Origin of the sequence: Xenorhabdus mauleonii (genome assembly GCF_900113945.1) — a bacterium.
In the GTDB taxonomy this organism is placed as follows: Bacteria; Pseudomonadota; Gammaproteobacteria; order Enterobacterales; family Enterobacteriaceae; genus Xenorhabdus; species Xenorhabdus mauleonii.
In genome coordinates this window covers 229,262-245,559 of the sequence record NZ_FORG01000002.1, presented here as the reverse complement: position 1 = coordinate 245,559, position 16,298 = coordinate 229,262, and the positions used below count along the sequence as shown (strand labels likewise).

Genomic DNA, 16,298 nt, shown 5'->3' with positions numbered 1-16,298 from the left:
ATAAAAGTCATCGTGAAGGGTGAAAAGGCCTACTATGCGGGTGGTGAACCCTATTATATTCCCGAAGGATTCGGTGTGGAATGGGGGGACAGAAAGTGCAAGATTCGGGTTATCCAGAACTCGCAGGAAGTTGCGGGTTGCCAATGAGTTATCAATTTCATTAAGGAACGGCAAAAGGCTAATGTGTACTAAAATGATGTATGAAAACTAACTCTCCTAAATTTGTTATCAGGGAGTATCTCTTTCCTAATATAAGGTACCAATAAGTATCTTTGCTCAGGTGGAGGGAGATAATGCCCGCTAGCATTTGTCCAACTTATTAGCTTACCATTAGTAAAATTTAACGTTCCTGCAAGAATCACCGGCTCTCTATAACTTATTGATGTATGTCCTTGAACTGCATCATTCCCATGATAATTGCCACCACGAGAAGTTTTAGCGCAGCGCACATTACAAGGATCTCCCCGAGTAATAACAAAAAGATATTCTCCATGTGCTTTATTCTTTTTATACGCATCATTTGTTTTATCCGTGTAGCGTTTTTCAATTGGATTATTAAGTAGGTGATATTCCTCGTCAACTTTTATCAAAAAATAAACACAATTCTGGTTAGCGGGAATTTGTGGTTTTTTATTTTCTCGGATTGAAAGTGAGCTTCCTATCATTCTGGATCTATGAGACAGAAGAATATTAAGTTTATTATGAGGATCATTGTCTTCTTCGCTTTGTTTATATGCTTTTAGCTTGTTTGCAACCCATTGGTCACCATATAATTTTCCCTCACTTTCTCTTTTTCTAGTTAATTCCACTCTTTTAGCTAGCCATTCATTAAGCTTCATAATAAGTTACCTCATATGGTTAGACTGTTAGTGACCTTACATTCATAATAGAAAATAAAATAACATTGGTGATATTTTTATTATGTGATTAAGTTCAATGAGTGATAATTTCAAAGTGATGGGGAACGATTAAACGTGGAGATCTGGCCTGCTGTCAGAAATAGAAAATTTTTCTGTCACTATTGCATATTTGAACATTTCACTACATCTGCATCTTGCTTTGCTCGTCTTTTCCATAGCGTCATGTTCTTCAAATTGGCGGATCACACCGAGTAAAACCATTGGTTCTATTTCTTCCATTGTCATGTGACCATTACTTGACAGAATATCGGTTTGAAACATACTTTGTAACTCTTTTGCGTACCTTTCAGACCAAACAGCTCGTTTGAATTGATACCATTCTTTATATTGTAGTGGTTTAATAAATTTGGCCACCTGAACAGAGGTGATATGCTCACCTCAGAACAATACAGGTGCCTTAATGAAAAAACGAAATTTCAGTGCAGAATTCAAACGTGAATCTGCTCAGTTAGTTGTGGATCAAAACTATACTGTTGCGGATGCTGCTAAGGCCATGAGTGTCGGGCTTTCCACTATGACCCGATGGGTAAAGCAGTTGCGGGATGAACGGGCAGGCAAAACACCGAAAGCATCCCCTATCACCCCGGAGCAAATTGAGATACGAGAGCTTAAGAAGAAACTCCAACGTATTGAAATGGAAAATGAAATATTAAAAAAGGCTACCGCGCTCTTGATGTCAGACTCCCTGAACAATTCTCGATAATCGGGAAACTCAGAGCGCATTATCCTGTGGCCACACTCTGCCACGTGTTCGGGGTTCATCGCAGCAGCTATAAATACCGGAAAAACCGTCCCGACGGCACCTTCATCACTAACGACGAATCGGAAGGGGCCACGGTCACCAAACTCGGCACCGGCCATTATCAGATAGACGGTATCCTTGGCTATAACGCGGATGGGGCGTGGGGTGACCACGGCGGCATCTCTTCCCCGAAGAATAACAACGGGCTTGAACTTATCTACATTGATGACCGGGTGGAAAAGGACGGCAGCATCACGATTAAAACCTGCCATTATCAGCACAGTCATTTACCGGAGCGCTTTCAAAACAAACGGATTAAAGCCCTCGTGGACGGTGAAAAGGTCTACTATGCGGATGGCGAACCCTGCGATATTCCCGAAGGCTGTCGCTTGGATGTCCGTGTGCAGATACCGGCGGATTCGGTGTGGAATAGGGGGCAGAAAGTGCAAGATTTGGGTTAGTTTCAAGTTTACATAGTCACGCAGGGGAAGTAGAGTTGATAGTGTTCCTGAAAGGGAGGGCATTAAGATGAGATTAATTTTCATATATCCAGATGCATATGCATTTGAAGAGCCACACCGGAAAGAACCAAGTAAAAATCGCTTAACGATAGTCTGCCATGGGGGTAGGTCTCGTGATGGAATACCAAAGATCAAAATAAATGATATCCGTTATAATGCAGCGGATATTGCGCAACGCATTAGACGGTGGACAGTAGTGAGTGATTTATACAGTGTTCGGCTAGCTATATGCAGATCTGCGGATATTAATCCTTATGAAGATAGTTTGGTAATAATCCCCGCTCTTCGCAGGTACCCTCCGTGGACAACCTCTTTTGGCTCCCAGTTATCTCTTTTTTTGCCCAATATTTTTGTAAGAGCGTACATGGGGAGGATTGTCACAACTTGTGGTCCAAATTCTGTCTGGTATAGATCAGCATTAGATGGGTGGCAATATGTGCAGAATAGGCTACCCCGAGAATTTAGGATTTTTAAAAATCTTAGCACTCCCCATTACCACTGTGTTGTATTTTTAAATGGCAGATTTTATAGACAAAGCTACAATCATCATCCCCCTCCAGCACCCTGAATATGCCCTCATTCCAGTTCTTTGCCCCTTCTTAATTCCGCTTCTCTGACAGAAATAAGTAAAATCAAATGGTTACGTTAAATAGGAGAATTATCCTCTTTAAATCGTTAATATTCTCAGCGATCCCCTTCATCCAAAGTGGGATATCACACCTTGGGTATGGTGATTTCCATCATAGCTGGATAACCCATTGATAACTTCCCGTCCTCCAATGGAGGGTGAGAGATCATTGTATAGGTAGGTACGGGGTTATTCCGTGTGTAGAAGATGGTTGCTGCTCCGATTTCAAATCAGAAAATGTTTGTAGGTGGCTATTCTATTCATTTTGCCCTGATATGTTGTCAATGTAATCAGTAAACCATTGCATCATCTCTCGGCGCTGCTCTAGATATTGGGCGTGATTGTATATGCCACGAATATTATTACGGTCAACATGCGCCAATTGACGCTCAATCAGATCGTGGCTAAATCCATGTTCATTGAGAATCGTACTGAATTGGTGTCGGAACCCATATCCGCTAGCAATCCCATCATAACCAATTTGCCTGATTACCAGCAGAACGGCATTTTCGCTAATTGATTTTTTCCTGTCATTTCTACCAGCAAAAACAAAATCGGAAATAGGAGCGGTTATTGGTTTTAGAGTTTTAAGTAACTTAATGACCTGATTCGACATTGGCACTACGTGCAGTTTACGGTTTTTCATTATCTCAGGTTCGATAGTGATTAGTTTGTTATCAAAATCGATATTGCTCCACATTAAACTACGCAGTTCTTTAGTACGCAAAGCTGTATATTGTAGAATTTGAGTAGCTATTTTCGAGATGATACTGCCGGAATATGAAGATAGTGCCTGATTAAAGGATGGAATTTGGCCTATTGTTAGGAATGGGTAGTGTTTCTTCATATATCCAGTCATAGCATCAGCCAGATCTGGAGCTGGATTATACTTCGCTCCTCCTGTTACTATCGCATACCTGAACACTTCTCCACACCTACGCCTTGCCTTGCTCGCCCTTTCCATAGCACCACGTTTTTCAAATTGGCGGATCACACCGAGTAAAACCATTGGTTCTATTTCTTCCATTGTCATGTGACCATTACTTGGCAGAATATCGGTTTGAAACATACTTTGTAACTCTTTTGCGTACCTTTCAGACCAAACAGTTCGTTTGAATTGATACCATTCTTTATATAGCAGTAAATGTATCTATAGTTTCACTTTCTTTCTGTTTTGGTGTTATAGGTGTGAGGTCTCCGCCATTAACAAGGACAAACTGAACTTCAGCATGTTTTAATCGAGCGGTAAGTCAGTGAAACTCCCGGATATGGACCAATAACATGAGTTTGTTCTTTCTCATCTTTACGGTATCTAAAGCGCCAAATCTTATTCCCTATTTTTGACATAAAAAGAAACAAATCTTCTCTATCAGAAGGAGATAGGGTTTGTCTTAGGCATTCAAACCGATGTCCACATTTTACTGGTAGGGTAATACTCAGTAATGGTAACTATAGTTTAAATAAGGTTTCTTGTATGGATGACGTGAGGTAATGCGAGGTTAATTGATTTTGGCGCCCCCTGCAGGAATCGAACCTACAATTAGCCCTTAGGAGGGGCTCGTTATATCCATTTAACTAAGGGGGCAACAGGAGCTAAGTATACTTGTTTTTTTTGCCTGATATAAGGGATGTCGAACTGTTTGCCTACATAATCACCACTCTTTTTGATTACCATTCATGAAAAATTGGCAGTATATTTAACATAGTGGGTATATTAGAGCCGGTAAGCATGAAATCGGTAAGCATGAGCATTAATGTCTAAAAATGATTATATGGAGAACAATATGAAGTATCGTTTGAGCGGGGTTGCTCTTACAGCAGTCTTACTGGTGGGGTGTGCCAGTTCATCGAATACGGTGAATCAAGGGCGGTCAGACCCGTTGGAAGGCTTTAACCGTGCAATGTTCAACTTTAACTACGATGTTCTCGATCCTTATGTTCTGCGACCGGTTGCTGTAGCTTGGCGTAATTATTTACCAATGCCTGCAAGAAATGGCCTTGGTAATTTTATGAGCAATCTTGAAGAACCAGCCAGTATGGTTAACAGTTTTTTGCGTGGGGATATCCATGAGGGCGCAAAACATTTTAACCGTTTCTTTTTGAATACATTGTTGGGAATGGGAGGGCTTATTGATGTGGCATCAATGGCGAATCCTAATCTTGCAAAAGATGATCCGGCGCGTTTTGGTAGTACATTGGGGTATTATGATGTGGGTTATGGCCCGTATGTTGTTCTACCCGGTTATGGCAGTTTTACGCTGCGTGATGAAGGCGGTAATTTTGCGGATATGACTTATCCCGTTCTGAGTTATCTTACTGGTTGGATGTCGGTGGGTAAGTGGATGGTTCAGGGTATTGAAACCCGTGCGCGTTTACTTGATTCCGACGGCTTGTTGAAGAATTCCGCCGATCCTTATTTAATGATGCGCGATGCATATTTTCAGCGCCACGATTTTATGGCGAATGGCGGTAAGCTGCAGCCAGAAGAAAATCCCAATGCAGCCAGCATTCAGGATGAATTGGACTCAATTGATTAATTTTGAGTACCGAGTAACTAAAAAGGATAGCAACCGCTATCCTTTTTTATCAAAGCATTCGACTGAAATTTAACTTAGAACGTATAGTTAAAGTTCACACCATACAGCCATGCGGTTCCTTTGGCATCGAACTCATATGGAGTATTGAAAGGTGCAGACATGCCTTCATCTTTCAGTTTTTCACTGACGTGTACTTTCTTACCGTGCATATAGGAAACACCGACGTCTACAGATGCATCTTTATTGAATGCGTAAGTGGTTCCGACGCTAAACCAGTAACGATTTTGGTCAGGGATAGAGATAGAGCGGTTTTTGGCCGGTACTGGGCTTTCATCGAATGCGACACCGGTGCGGAATGTCCAGTTATCGTCATAGTAGTAAGTGGTACCCAGTGAAATACGGTAAGCATCGCGGAAACCTTCGTGTTTTTGGAATGCAACTTTACCTGTGTCGTATCTGACTGCTTTTAATTCTTTGAATTCGCTCCAGCCGGTATACAGCAAGCTATAGTGAATTGCCCACTGTGGCGCAACGCGGTTATAACCTGAGATTTCCCACATATCAGGTAAGTTCAGATCCAGTCTGCCCTTAACTGTTTTGCCATTAGTCCCGTTATCAAAGAGTCCTGGAATATGTGGCAAATCGCTGCGGTAATCCCCGTCTTTAAACTTAACTTTGACTTTTGAACGGTAAGTCAGGCTATAACGGTTGTTTTCATCATATTGATACAAGAGTCCTGCATTCCAGCCATAACCCCAATCTTTTCCTTCCAGCTTAGCAGCTTCGGAGGTTGGTGAAAGATTGTTTGGTACTTTTTCGGAATGCAGTAATTTATTTATCGCTGGACCAGTTTCACCCATATGGCGGGTGATTTTAGCATCGGCGTAAACCGCGTTCAGGCCTAAGCCAAAGCTGAATTGATCATTAAATTTGTAAGCACCGCTTAAGTTGAAGTTTAAGGACTTCAGATCGGTTTTACCGCCAATTGGGCCTGCGGTGTAGTTATTGCTGAATTTGGTTGCCAAACCGAAGTTTGCAGTCGCTGATGCACCAACAAACCATTGATCGTTGATTGGAGTAATGAAATGCAGGTTTGGTATTGGAGCATTTGGCGCAATGTTTTTGGCAGTGGTGCTTTTGCCGGATACAGGGGAATTACCTGTAATATCAACGCTCGGGTTGACGTAAATTAAACCACCTGAAAACGATGGGCTATTAAATAGGGTCATGGCCGCTGGGTTGCGACTGCCTTCAGAAGCGTTGTCTGCAACAACACCAGCCCCAGAAAATGCACGACCTAGTCCTGATGTTGAATACTCATTCAATTGAAAACCCGCAGCACTAGCGTTGGATGAAATTATTGCAACCGCCACTGCTAATGCTGAACGTGTAAACAGGTTTTTCTGGTTCATAACCAAAACCTCTTTGTTTAATTATTATTAACATGCTACTCAAGTAGCTGAGAGCGCGGGATTGTAGAGTTGATTTGCCAAAATGACAAATCAGACCAGTGTACGAAGTATAGGCCTGATACCGGAATATGTTGCAAGAATGTTTTTAAAATATAACCAATATGATTGCTAAATTGGGACTTGCTTAACAAAAAATAGACAATTAATGTTAATCATGTGTAAACGCGCAAACTTTTGGCGGGGCGAGATCAACAAATAGTGAGATAAATGATCGCAAGTAGCGCAAATACTGGTTATCGACAGCTAGAGCAACGTACAATTATTAGAAAGTTTTTATTGTTGGAGAAATAAAAAATGTCTGATGCGATTAACCGTTGTAACGCCGAAGAGACTGCTGCTTGCTGTTGTGTTGATGTAGGAACCGTTATTGATAACGAAGATTGTACAGCTTCTTTTCAGTGTGTTTTTTCCAGTAAAGAGGAAGCAGAACTGATGCTTAATACATTGACAGAAAAAGCTAAAGCAGTGGAATCTGATCCATGCGTTATACAGCATGAAATAGTTTCGGTTGATGGTGGAATGCAATTATCTGCCGATTTCATGTTTAGCTGTCAGGCAGAAGCTCTGATTTTTCAGCTAGGATTACGCTAATCTACCTTGAACAACGGTTTTTTCACGGTTTTATGATTTCAAACGAAGGCGAAACCGTTGTCAACGATTGTAAATAATACTCTTTTTTTATATTCCCGCACACATTTCCCAGTTAAGTTGTATAAATTATAAGTGACGTAAAGTTGCGCTTGCTCGCATTTTTTGTCTATTCCTGTTTGCTATTTACCAACATTGCGTTAACAATGCTCCATCAGGTCTGACCTCTTCTGAGGTGAGTAAATATTTTTAATCAATCAATTGATTTAATTAATAATTATTGTCAGGAGTTGCTATGGGTCGTTCTTCAACAAAAGTAACACAGCAAAAAGAACGTGTTGCTATTGTCAGCGGGTTGCGCATTCCTTTTGCGAAACAGGCAACTTTCTACCACGGTATTCCGGCTGTTGATTTAGGAAAAGCGGTCGTCAGTGAGCTGGTTATCAGGAGTGGTTTATCGCCTGAGAAGATCGACCAGTTGGTATTTGGGCAAGTTGTTCAAATGCCGGAAGCTCCGAATATTGCAAGGGAAATTGTTTTAGGTGCTGGTTTAAGTGTGAATACTGATGCCTATAGTGTTTCCCGTGCCTGTGCTACGAGTTTTCAGGCGATTGCAAATGTGGCTGAAAGTATTATGGCAGGTACAGTCAATGTGGGCATCGCAGGAGGAGCCGATTCTTCATCCGTTTTGCCAATTGGCGTAACCAAGACATTGGCCCGTACATTAGTCGACATGAATAAAGCCAAAACGTTATCTCAACGGTTAAGGCTAATCAGCCGATTGAAGTTACGTGATCTATTGCCTGTTTCTCCTGCTGTTGCTGAATATTCCACCGGCCTGAGAATGGGCGATACAGCGGAGCAGATGGCTAAAACCTATCATATCAGCCGTGAAGATCAGGACGCTCTGGCGCATCGTTCTCATGTATTGGCAGCCAAGGCTTGGGAACAAGGATTTTTACATGATGAAGTGGTAGCGCCACACTTCCCGCCATATCGGGATGCAATGGCTGAAGACAACAACATTCGCAAAAACTCAGTCTTGTCTTCTTATGCCAAATTGCGCCCGGCTTTTGATCGTAAACATGGCACCGTTACTGCTGCAAATAGTACGCCACTGACTGATGGCGCAGCAGCAGTTATGCTGATGCGCGAATCTGTTGCCAAAGAATTGGGAATGACTCCACTGGGGTATTTACGCAGTTATGCTTTTTCTGCGATTGATGTGTGGCAGGACATGTTGTTGGGGCCATCTTATGCGACGCCTTTGGCGTTGGATCGGGCCGGTATCACATTAAACGAACTCACCCTTATTGATATGCATGAAGCATTTGCTGCCCAGACATTGACGAATTTGAAAATGTTTGCCAGTGAAAAATTTGCCCGCGAAAAACTGGGGCGAGATCATGCAATTGGTGAAGTCGATATGGATAAATTCAACGTATTGGGGGGCTCGATTGCCTATGGGCATCCATTTGCTGCAACAGGAGCCAGAATGGTTACCCAAACGTTGAATGAATTGCGTCGCCGTGGGGGCGGGCTTGGGTTAACGACTGCCTGTGCTGCGGGTGGTTTGGGTGCAGCAATGGTATTGGAGGTGGAATAATGGCTCAGGCTGAGAAAGAAACTATCATGTCAACGGCGCAACCCACTCAATCAGTATTCAGCTTTTCGGTCAGGGACGATAAGGTAGGCATTGTCACCATTGATGTACCCGATGAGAAAGTTAACACGCTGAAAGCTGAATTTGTTGAACAGTTTTTAGTGATATTTGATAAAGCAAAACAAGTTTCCGGTTTGAAAGGATTAGTGATTGTGTCTGGCAAGCCGGATACTTTTATTGCGGGCGCAGATATCAGCATGATTGCAAACTCCCAAACTCAGGAGGAGGCGTCAGCGTTGGCTGAAAAAGGCCAAAAATTATTTACGCAGATCGCTAATTATTCCTTACCGATTGTAGCCGCGATCCACGGTGCTTGCCTGGGTGGTGGATTGGAATTTGCGCTGGCTTGCCATGCGCGTGTCTGCTCTTTGGATGAGAAGACGCGCCTTGGTTTGCCGGAAGTTCAGCTTGGGCTATTGCCAGGCTCCGGCGGAACCCAGCGCTTGCCTCGTCTGATCGGTGTCAGTGCTGCTTTGGATATGATACTGACAGGCCGTCAACTCAAAGCAAAACAGGCACAACGGCTTGGTGTTGTGGATGATGCCGTTCCTTTGGACATTTTGCTGGATGTTGCTGTGCAATACGTCAAGAAAGGGGCTGTCAAGCGTAAACCAATAGCGTGGTCACAGCGTATGTTGGCGAGTGCCTTGGGTAGGCCATTGCTGTTCCACATGGTACAGAAAAAAACACGAGAAAAAACCCACGGACATTATCCGGCACCAGAGAAAATCATCAATGTGATCCGTACTGGCTTGGAAAAAGGTTTAGATAAAGGTTTTCAAGCTGAAGCCAGAGCATTTGGCGAATTGGTAATGACGCAAGAATCAGCTGCGTTGCGGAGCCTGTTCTTTGCTTCAACCGCGTTAAAGAATGAAACTGGCTCTTCAGAGAAACCGGCTAAAATCAAACAAGTTGGGATCTTGGGTGGTGGTTTGATGGGCGGGGGGATTGCCAATGTCACGATAACGCGAGGAAAGCTTCCTGTCCGTATTAAGGATATCAGTGAAAAGGGCATCAATCAGGCACTAAAATATACATGGGATCTCCTTACCAAGCGGGTCAAACAGCGCCGTTTGTCACCCGGTGAACGTTCTCGTCAGATGTCTTTATTATCAGGCACCACGGATTACAGTGGATTTAAGCAAGCGGATATAGTTGTTGAGGCAGTGTTCGAAGATTTGGTATTAAAGCGCAAAATGGTTTCAGAAATTGAAAATAATACTAATCCTGACACTATTTTTGCTTCTAACACGTCTTCATTGCCAATCCATAAGATTGCTGAAATTGCAGCTCGGCCTGAGCAAGTTATAGGCCTGCACTATTTCAGCCCTGTCGACAAAATGCCGTTGGTCGAAGTTATTCCACACGCAGGAACAAGTGAAAAAACGGTTGCAACGGCAGTGGCTCTGGCCAAGAAGCAAGGAAAAACGGCAATTGTTGTTGGAGATAAAGCCGGTTTTTACGTCAACCGAATTTTGGCGCCATACATTAATGAAGCGGGTTACTGTCTGGTTGAAGGTGAGCCGATTGAACATATCGACAAGGCGTTGGTGGATTTCGGTTTCCCTATTGGCCCGATCAATTTATTGGACGAAGTGGGCATAGATGTAGGCACTAAGATCATTCCGATATTGGTAGAGCAATTGGGGGATCGATTTGTCGCACCAGAAATTTTGGAGACAATTTTAAAAGATGATCGCAAGGGTAAGAAAAATGGACGTGGTTTCTACTCTTACGCAGGTAAAAAGGGAATGTTCGCGTCATTTGGTAAGAAATCCAAACAAGTGGATGTATCCATTTATTCCTTATTAAAAATTAAGCCGGCTGTAAATGTATTACCGGCTGAAATTGCCCAACGTTGTGTGATGCTCATGTTGAATGAAGCTGTTCGTTGCCTGGATGAAGGAATTGTCAGAAGCCCGCGAGATGGCGATATTGGTGCTGTATTTGGCATCGGTTTCCCGCCATTCCTGGGGGGACCATTCCGTTATATGGATCAACTTGGCAGTGATAAAGTCGTAGAGATTTTACGTCGTCTGGAAGCAAAACACGGGGAGAGATTTGCACCTTGCGAGCTGTTAGTCCAACTGGCTGAACAGAAAAAGAAATTCTATGACTAACTGACTGTAGTTTATGTGTAGTTTATATATAGCTTATGGATTTCAAGTTGCAGCGTGACGGCAAGGAAACGGCTCCCCGAAAGCTTAACTGATTATCAAGCTTTCAGGGGAGTACAGGAGCCAATAGCCGTGGAGGGAGCCAGCAGTACGTGGTAATAGCTTGTAGGTAATCGCTCGTCGGTAATTAGTGCGTAGAGGAAAATAACGCGTAGAAAAACAGTGCGTGGAAAATGGCACATGGAAAAAACGAAATATGTTTTATTAAAATAGATAGTTGAAATAAATGATGCCGTTATAATCTGTTATCAGATTGTAACGGCTTTAATTTTTTTATGAGGATTCTGATTTTCTTCACAGAAGAAAATGATGATCTACTATTAAAATCAATAAGTTATTGTTATTTTTCTTTCTGGTTATAACATCCAGAATTATTGAAATAACTTCATTGTATAACTGTTAACCTATTGCTTGGCATGATGGTAAAAGTAATCATTTTATTTCTCGCTGTTTTAAAGGAAAATGCATTAGAGGAAAATACCGATTAGCCCTCACTAATATTTTTTCTATCAAAAAGCATTACGATAATATTATTTTCTTTCTATTATGAATGAGTGAAAACAATAGGCTATTCCAATAGTATCAGGCTGTATTTTATTGCATAAAAGCAGATAATGTCTTGAAAGACCTACGTCGTTTTTCAAATTGCTGCTTGGTTAGTTACGCTCACTGATCTCAGCCACATAGACCGCTATGTTTTCGGGGGAGGGGTGGTTTTCTTGCTGTTACGCTGTAATTTGAAATCCATTGGGAATAGATCGTATATAGAGGCAGATATTTAGGTCTGTTTTGACATCAACTAAACGGTGAATTATGTATATTTTTATTATGCGTCATGGTGAAGCTGCTTTAGATTCTCCCAGTGATGCAACACGAGAGCTGACTCCTCGGGGATGCCAAGAATCACAGAAAATGGCTCATTGGCTTTCGCAACAATCGCCTGATATTGATTGTGTTTTAGTCAGTCCTTACATCCGAGCAGAGCAAACTTTAAAGGCTGTTCGTGAGAATTTGGCATTGCCAGACAGTGAGCAAGTGTTAAATGAGTTAACGCCATCGGGTGATGTGGCGTTGGTCGCCAGTTATTTACAAGTTTTGGCGATGCAGGAACATAGCTCTGTGCTGGTGGTTTCCCACTTACCATTAGTTGGCTATTTGGTTTCTGAACTTGTCCCTGGGCAAATTCCCCCAATGTTTGCTACATCCAGTATTGCTTGTGTGGAACTGGATCATAAAACAGAGAAAGGTCGTCTTCTGTGGCAAACCTCTCCGGAACAGTTAACAGCGAACGATTAGTAGCAAATAGTAGAGAAAACCTGACGTCATACGAAAATAAATGAATGTTTTCCACCTTCAGTTTTGGTGAGTAGTGGATATATTTACTCGGCAAGCGTTGCCTTTTACTGGTGTAATTCGAGCAACTTCTTCATGGTGCTTATGCATGTATACCCTATTAACTCCAAGTTTCAAGGTGCACGTATTATCATCCCGCGACGCGGGATGATAATACGTGCACCTTGAAGTACGACGCGTATAGGTTAAGAATGGGTTGTTCATGCAAGTAAAAAAAGCGGTAGGTGTCTGAGGCTACCGCTCAGATTTTGAATGGTAGGAACCAAAAACATACTTATATGTATCAGTAGTATTAATTTAACCTAATGAAAATTAATAAAAATTTATCTTTCTGAGAGAGTGTGACAGGTGGAAATATGAGTATGAAGTGTTTACAAAATATTACTCATAATTCCCTAGCCACAGGCTGGATTTCTGTTAGAAGTGGAGAGGATTTTCATCAATTCTCAATAACATAGATAACTATGTGACTGAGTGCAGCGAGCTAAAGATAAAGCTTCGAAGATGATACGTGTATAACATCGGCTTGCAAGAATCAGTAAGTTCAAAGGTATTTAATTTTATAGGATTATATGGTTCACTACGGATTCCTTTTTTGTATTTAATTCTGTGAAAATATAAATCATTAGTGTTTTTGTTGAGTTAAATTATATTAGAGAGGGATTTATCATGAGATACAGTTATATACCTGATGAATTTTTTTCACTACCGATAAACGAGCAATATCAAAGATGTGCTCGTCCTTTTTCTGTTCAGTACGGTGGGTTTCTCTACTTTTTCGATGACCCCAAAGAACAAAAAAAGCGACCTCGATGCAACTTAATAGGATTTCATCCTTATTCTGAACCCCGTATTTTTAGAGGGGGTTATCCTGGTTACATAAATGCTGAAGATCTAAGTGCTCAACAATTGGCTGATATCTGTGCTGCTTATCTTGTGTGGGCATTTTCCATAAAAAGTTTTCGATTGCTGAGTAGTTTTTCGGGAGCAACGGGATTTGCGCAAGAGTTTGCGAATGCCATAGGACAGCCTGTTAAAGCAGCCACTGGCGAAGTATATCTGTATTGGTCTGAACAGACTCCAACTACTTATAACACACACACTTTCATTGAGAAGGAACCTAAGGTAGGACATCAGGAACGAAATTTTAATTGGTACGAACCAATAGGCAGACGGCGATTTCCAGAACCCAACACTTATCACTTTTATTGATTTATAGTTGTCGTATTTCAATTTGTACTTATGCTCTCTCGGAAGCGAAGAGAGCGTAAGTACTGGCAAATCACTAATTATTATTTCACCCTGGCTAATCGTTAAATTTATACTATACGCATTAAACTTGAAGATGCATGAGGGGATATAACTCATCTTGTTGATTTTTAATTATTAATTTAAAAATCAAAGCAGCGCCTTAAAGTTAAATGAATATACACCTAATCTCACGCCAAGAAATTATGCTCACTCCAAAATCCTCGTACTTTGATATATGATTTCTCTTTATATCATCGCTATTGGTATCTATTCCAATATCTAACTTCTCGTGAACGATAAAAAATATAATTAATATTATGATGAAATCATTATAATAAAGTAGGTAATTATTGTTATTAATTGATATTTAAAGAAATATGCAAAATTTTAAAAGCCCCAGAATAGAAAATAAATCAACGTCGGGTAAATTCATCCATTTCGACCAAAATAAGTAATGCAGCATTACCTCCCCATTCTTTAGGAGCTTGGTGGAAGGCGATAATATCAGGATGTTGGGCAAGCCATAATGGTGTTTGTTGCTTGAGGATATGTTTACCGTGCCCATGCATAACGCAGGCGCAGTATACGTGCTCACGGCGGCAGGCCGCAATTAAGGCGCCAATCTCTTGTTTGGCTTGCAGTTGTGTTAAGCCATGCAAATCCAGAAACAGTTCGGGAGGATAATCTCCACGACGCAATTTTTTCAATTCATAATGATTGGCCCCTTCTCTGATATAGCGGGTTGCCCCTTCTGTATCGAGATTGGGTTGGAATTCATCAGAAAAATAGTAACTGGCATCGACCTGTTCTTGCATTAGACGTTCAGAAGCAACGTGGCTAATTTTTTTTCTTTTTGGGGTGTGTAACACCGTATCGTGTACAATGCGGCGGGTTCCTGCCACTGACGTTCGGAATAGGCTAACGTCTTCTTCATTTAGTAGTAGATTTTTTTTCTTCATTACTCGGTTTTTTACTTACAAATTTTGGTAAGTGTACCCGATTTTTTGTAATTTTTCTTAGTGCTACAATCCTAGATTTCATTGGGGCATGATAATTCAGATATTTTGCCTGAAAATACGATGAAGTGTTCAATGCGCTAACCTACCAATCTTTGGGAGCAGAAACTTCTCTCACTATATGATACTTGTTTCTCACTACTTGCTCGTTTGCCACTGCATGTTCGTCTGGCTCCATTGTTTCACTTTTCTGACTGACAGCAATGCAGTCTCGATTATTTCCGGGATTGGCTCAGCCGCGCTGAACGTAGAAATGGCGAATAACTAAATGAATAAAAAGTAAAAAATTACTGATAGCATCAGAAGCTGCTGGAGCGCGCCCGCTGAAATCTTGAAGTGGCCCGAGATATTCTGCGTGTGTGTAACGCTAATGCAATTCCTCAGGCACTTCATTCTTTTTTCTTAAACGGAGCTGGGTTTTTTATACTTTCTGTCCAGTTTCAGTTAACCTGCAAACGGTGTTGCAGCTGGTCCTGAAACATTGGTTTGACAAATAAATAGCCCACCTGCTCCGGGTGCTTTGGCTGAGTATTCCACAGCTTCCTGAGAAAGACCGTACAGATGATGGGTAATATCCGGCAATTTTCTGCCTGCACTTGTGATAAACAGATGATCACCGTGAATACCGCCAAATGTACAACTTGTGACCGCTGGCGTGGATATCCGGACTTTCCCTATCAATTCCCCTGCGGAAGAGTAACGGTGTACTGAACCGCTGCCCATTAAAGCAAGCCAAATATTTCCTTCTTGATCAACAGCTAAACCGTTTGGTATTCCTTCACCTTTGGCGAATGCTTTAAAACAGCGACGGTTGTGGAGTGTTCCCTTATCGGAATCAAAATCGAAGATATCCACGGCCAGTGTGTGCGAATCAACATAATAGAAAGAAGTTCCATCAGGACTCCAGTCCAACCCATTGGAGAGGGTCACTTGGCTCAGTATGGTCGTGATTGTTCCATCAGGATCGATGCGATAGAGACTCCCTTGGCCTTCAATAACGTCACCGGAAGAGGTGAGAACATCATTACCGAGCGTACCAACCCACAACCTGCCTTGAGCGTCGCATTTTACATCATTCGCCCGTACTTTTTTTGGGTCTGCATCAAGCCGAGCAAATGGTGTGATGTGACCGTTATCATCCAGCGCTAAGATATCAATACCGGCAACAACAATAATTCCACCATCTTGGCGGGGAACAGCACCGCCGATATAGCGATTTAACGTCCAATGCCTGCTGATATACCAATCTTTATTGTTGTCCGACCGGGCTTCCTGCACGATACCATGTGCATTATCGCACCAGAGAAGACGTTCTCCTCTGGCATCCCATAGAGGCCCTTCCCCTATTGTGTTTTTGGCATCAATGGCCAGTGTTGCTTCCATATGAATATTCATGTGTATTTTTTCACCCAATTATTTATTGGGTGCCT

At 41.9% G+C, this 16,298-nt stretch carries 13 protein-coding genes, 1 tRNA gene and 2 pseudogenes; 9 read left to right on the top strand and 7 right to left on the bottom strand.

Annotated features, from left to right (window positions below):
• Positions 1-12 precede the first annotated feature (12 nt).
• A complete protein-coding gene (locus tag BM100_RS23780; RefSeq protein ID WP_274539926.1) occupies positions 13-147 on the top strand; it encodes a hypothetical protein in 135 nt (44 codons plus the stop codon).
• Between the two features lie 41 nt (positions 148-188).
• On the opposite strand, the gene BM100_RS02505 is transcribed toward BM100_RS23780, so the two are convergent.
• Both BM100_RS02505 and BM100_RS02500 read right to left on the bottom strand, forming a co-directional pair.
• Positions 189-839 (bottom strand): hypothetical protein, encoded by a 651-nt coding sequence (locus BM100_RS02505; RefSeq protein WP_092507626.1) that lies wholly within the window; start codon positions 837-839, stop codon positions 189-191.
• Between the two features lie 129 nt (positions 840-968).
• Positions 969-1,274, bottom strand: a complete 306-nt coding sequence (locus BM100_RS02500; RefSeq protein WP_420855292.1) for a phage integrase central domain-containing protein — start codon at positions 1,272-1,274, stop codon at positions 969-971.
• 46 nt (positions 1,275-1,320) lie between these two features.
• Between BM100_RS02500 and BM100_RS22915 the strand changes: the two are divergent.
• Together BM100_RS22915 and BM100_RS24150 are read left to right on the top strand one after the other, a co-directional pair.
• Positions 1,321-1,718: pseudogene (locus tag BM100_RS22915) on the top strand (transposase); the annotation flags it as partial.
• Positions 1,719-1,727: 9 nt separating this feature from the next.
• The gene (locus BM100_RS24150) at positions 1,728-2,123 is read left to right on the top strand and encodes a phage tail fiber protein (protein ID WP_244590567.1); all 396 of its coding nucleotides are present in this window, start codon (positions 1,728-1,730) and stop codon (positions 2,121-2,123) included.
• Between the two features lie 944 nt (positions 2,124-3,067).
• Here BM100_RS24150 and BM100_RS02490 read toward each other — a convergent pair.
• Together BM100_RS02490 and BM100_RS02485 are read right to left on the bottom strand one after the other, a co-directional pair.
• Positions 3,068-4,202, bottom strand: a pseudogene (locus BM100_RS02490) (tyrosine-type recombinase/integrase); the annotation flags it as partial.
• Positions 4,203-4,321: 119 nt separating this feature from the next.
• A tRNA-Arg gene (locus BM100_RS02485) sits at positions 4,322-4,396 on the bottom strand.
• 199 nt (positions 4,397-4,595) lie between these two features.
• On the opposite strand from BM100_RS02485, the gene mlaA reads away from it, so the two are divergent.
• Positions 4,596-5,348 (top strand): phospholipid-binding lipoprotein MlaA, encoded by a 753-nt coding sequence (gene mlaA / locus BM100_RS02480; RefSeq protein WP_092507870.1) that lies wholly within the window; start codon positions 4,596-4,598, stop codon positions 5,346-5,348.
• A 74-nt stretch (positions 5,349-5,422) separates the two neighbouring features.
• Here mlaA and fadL read toward each other — a convergent pair whose 3' ends face one another.
• A complete protein-coding gene (gene fadL / locus BM100_RS02475) occupies positions 5,423-6,760 on the bottom strand; it encodes a long-chain fatty acid transporter FadL (protein WP_092507622.1) in 1,338 nt (445 codons plus the stop codon).
• Between the two features lie 354 nt (positions 6,761-7,114).
• On the opposite strand from fadL, the gene BM100_RS02470 reads away from it, so the two are divergent.
• The 5 genes from BM100_RS02470 to BM100_RS02450 all read left to right on the top strand — a co-directional run bounded on the left by BM100_RS02470 (position 7,115) and on the right by BM100_RS02450 (position 13,813).
• Entirely contained in the window at positions 7,115-7,411 is a 297-nt protein-coding gene (locus BM100_RS02470; protein WP_092507620.1) for a YfcZ/YiiS family protein, read from the top strand.
• Between the two features lie 292 nt (positions 7,412-7,703).
• A complete protein-coding gene (fadI, locus tag BM100_RS02465) occupies positions 7,704-9,014 on the top strand; it encodes an acetyl-CoA C-acyltransferase FadI (protein WP_092507618.1) in 1,311 nt (436 codons plus the stop codon).
• Positions 9,014-11,191, top strand: a complete 2,178-nt coding sequence (gene fadJ / locus BM100_RS02460) for a fatty acid oxidation complex subunit alpha FadJ (protein WP_092507616.1) — start codon at positions 9,014-9,016, stop codon at positions 11,189-11,191. Before fadI ends, fadJ begins: the two co-directional genes overlap by 1 nt.
• Before the next feature lie 870 nt (positions 11,192-12,061).
• Positions 12,062-12,544 carry a phosphohistidine phosphatase SixA gene (gene sixA, locus BM100_RS02455; RefSeq protein ID WP_092507614.1) on the top strand — a complete coding sequence of 161 codons (483 nt, stop codon included), beginning with the start codon at positions 12,062-12,064 and terminating at the stop codon, positions 12,542-12,544.
• A gap of 726 nt (positions 12,545-13,270) precedes the next feature.
• Positions 13,271-13,813 carry a hypothetical protein gene (locus BM100_RS02450; protein ID WP_092507612.1) on the top strand — a complete coding sequence of 181 codons (543 nt, stop codon included), beginning with the start codon at positions 13,271-13,273 and terminating at the stop codon, positions 13,811-13,813.
• 452 nt (positions 13,814-14,265) lie between these two features.
• On the opposite strand, the gene smrB is transcribed toward BM100_RS02450, so the two are convergent.
• Both smrB and BM100_RS02440 read right to left on the bottom strand, forming a co-directional pair.
• Positions 14,266-14,811, bottom strand: coding sequence for an endonuclease SmrB (gene smrB / locus BM100_RS02445; protein ID WP_092507610.1), 546 nt, complete (start codon positions 14,809-14,811; stop codon positions 14,266-14,268).
• A gap of 501 nt (positions 14,812-15,312) precedes the next feature.
• A complete protein-coding gene (locus BM100_RS02440; RefSeq protein WP_092507608.1) occupies positions 15,313-16,263 on the bottom strand; it encodes an SMP-30/gluconolactonase/LRE family protein in 951 nt (316 codons plus the stop codon).
• Positions 16,264-16,298 lie beyond the last annotated feature (35 nt).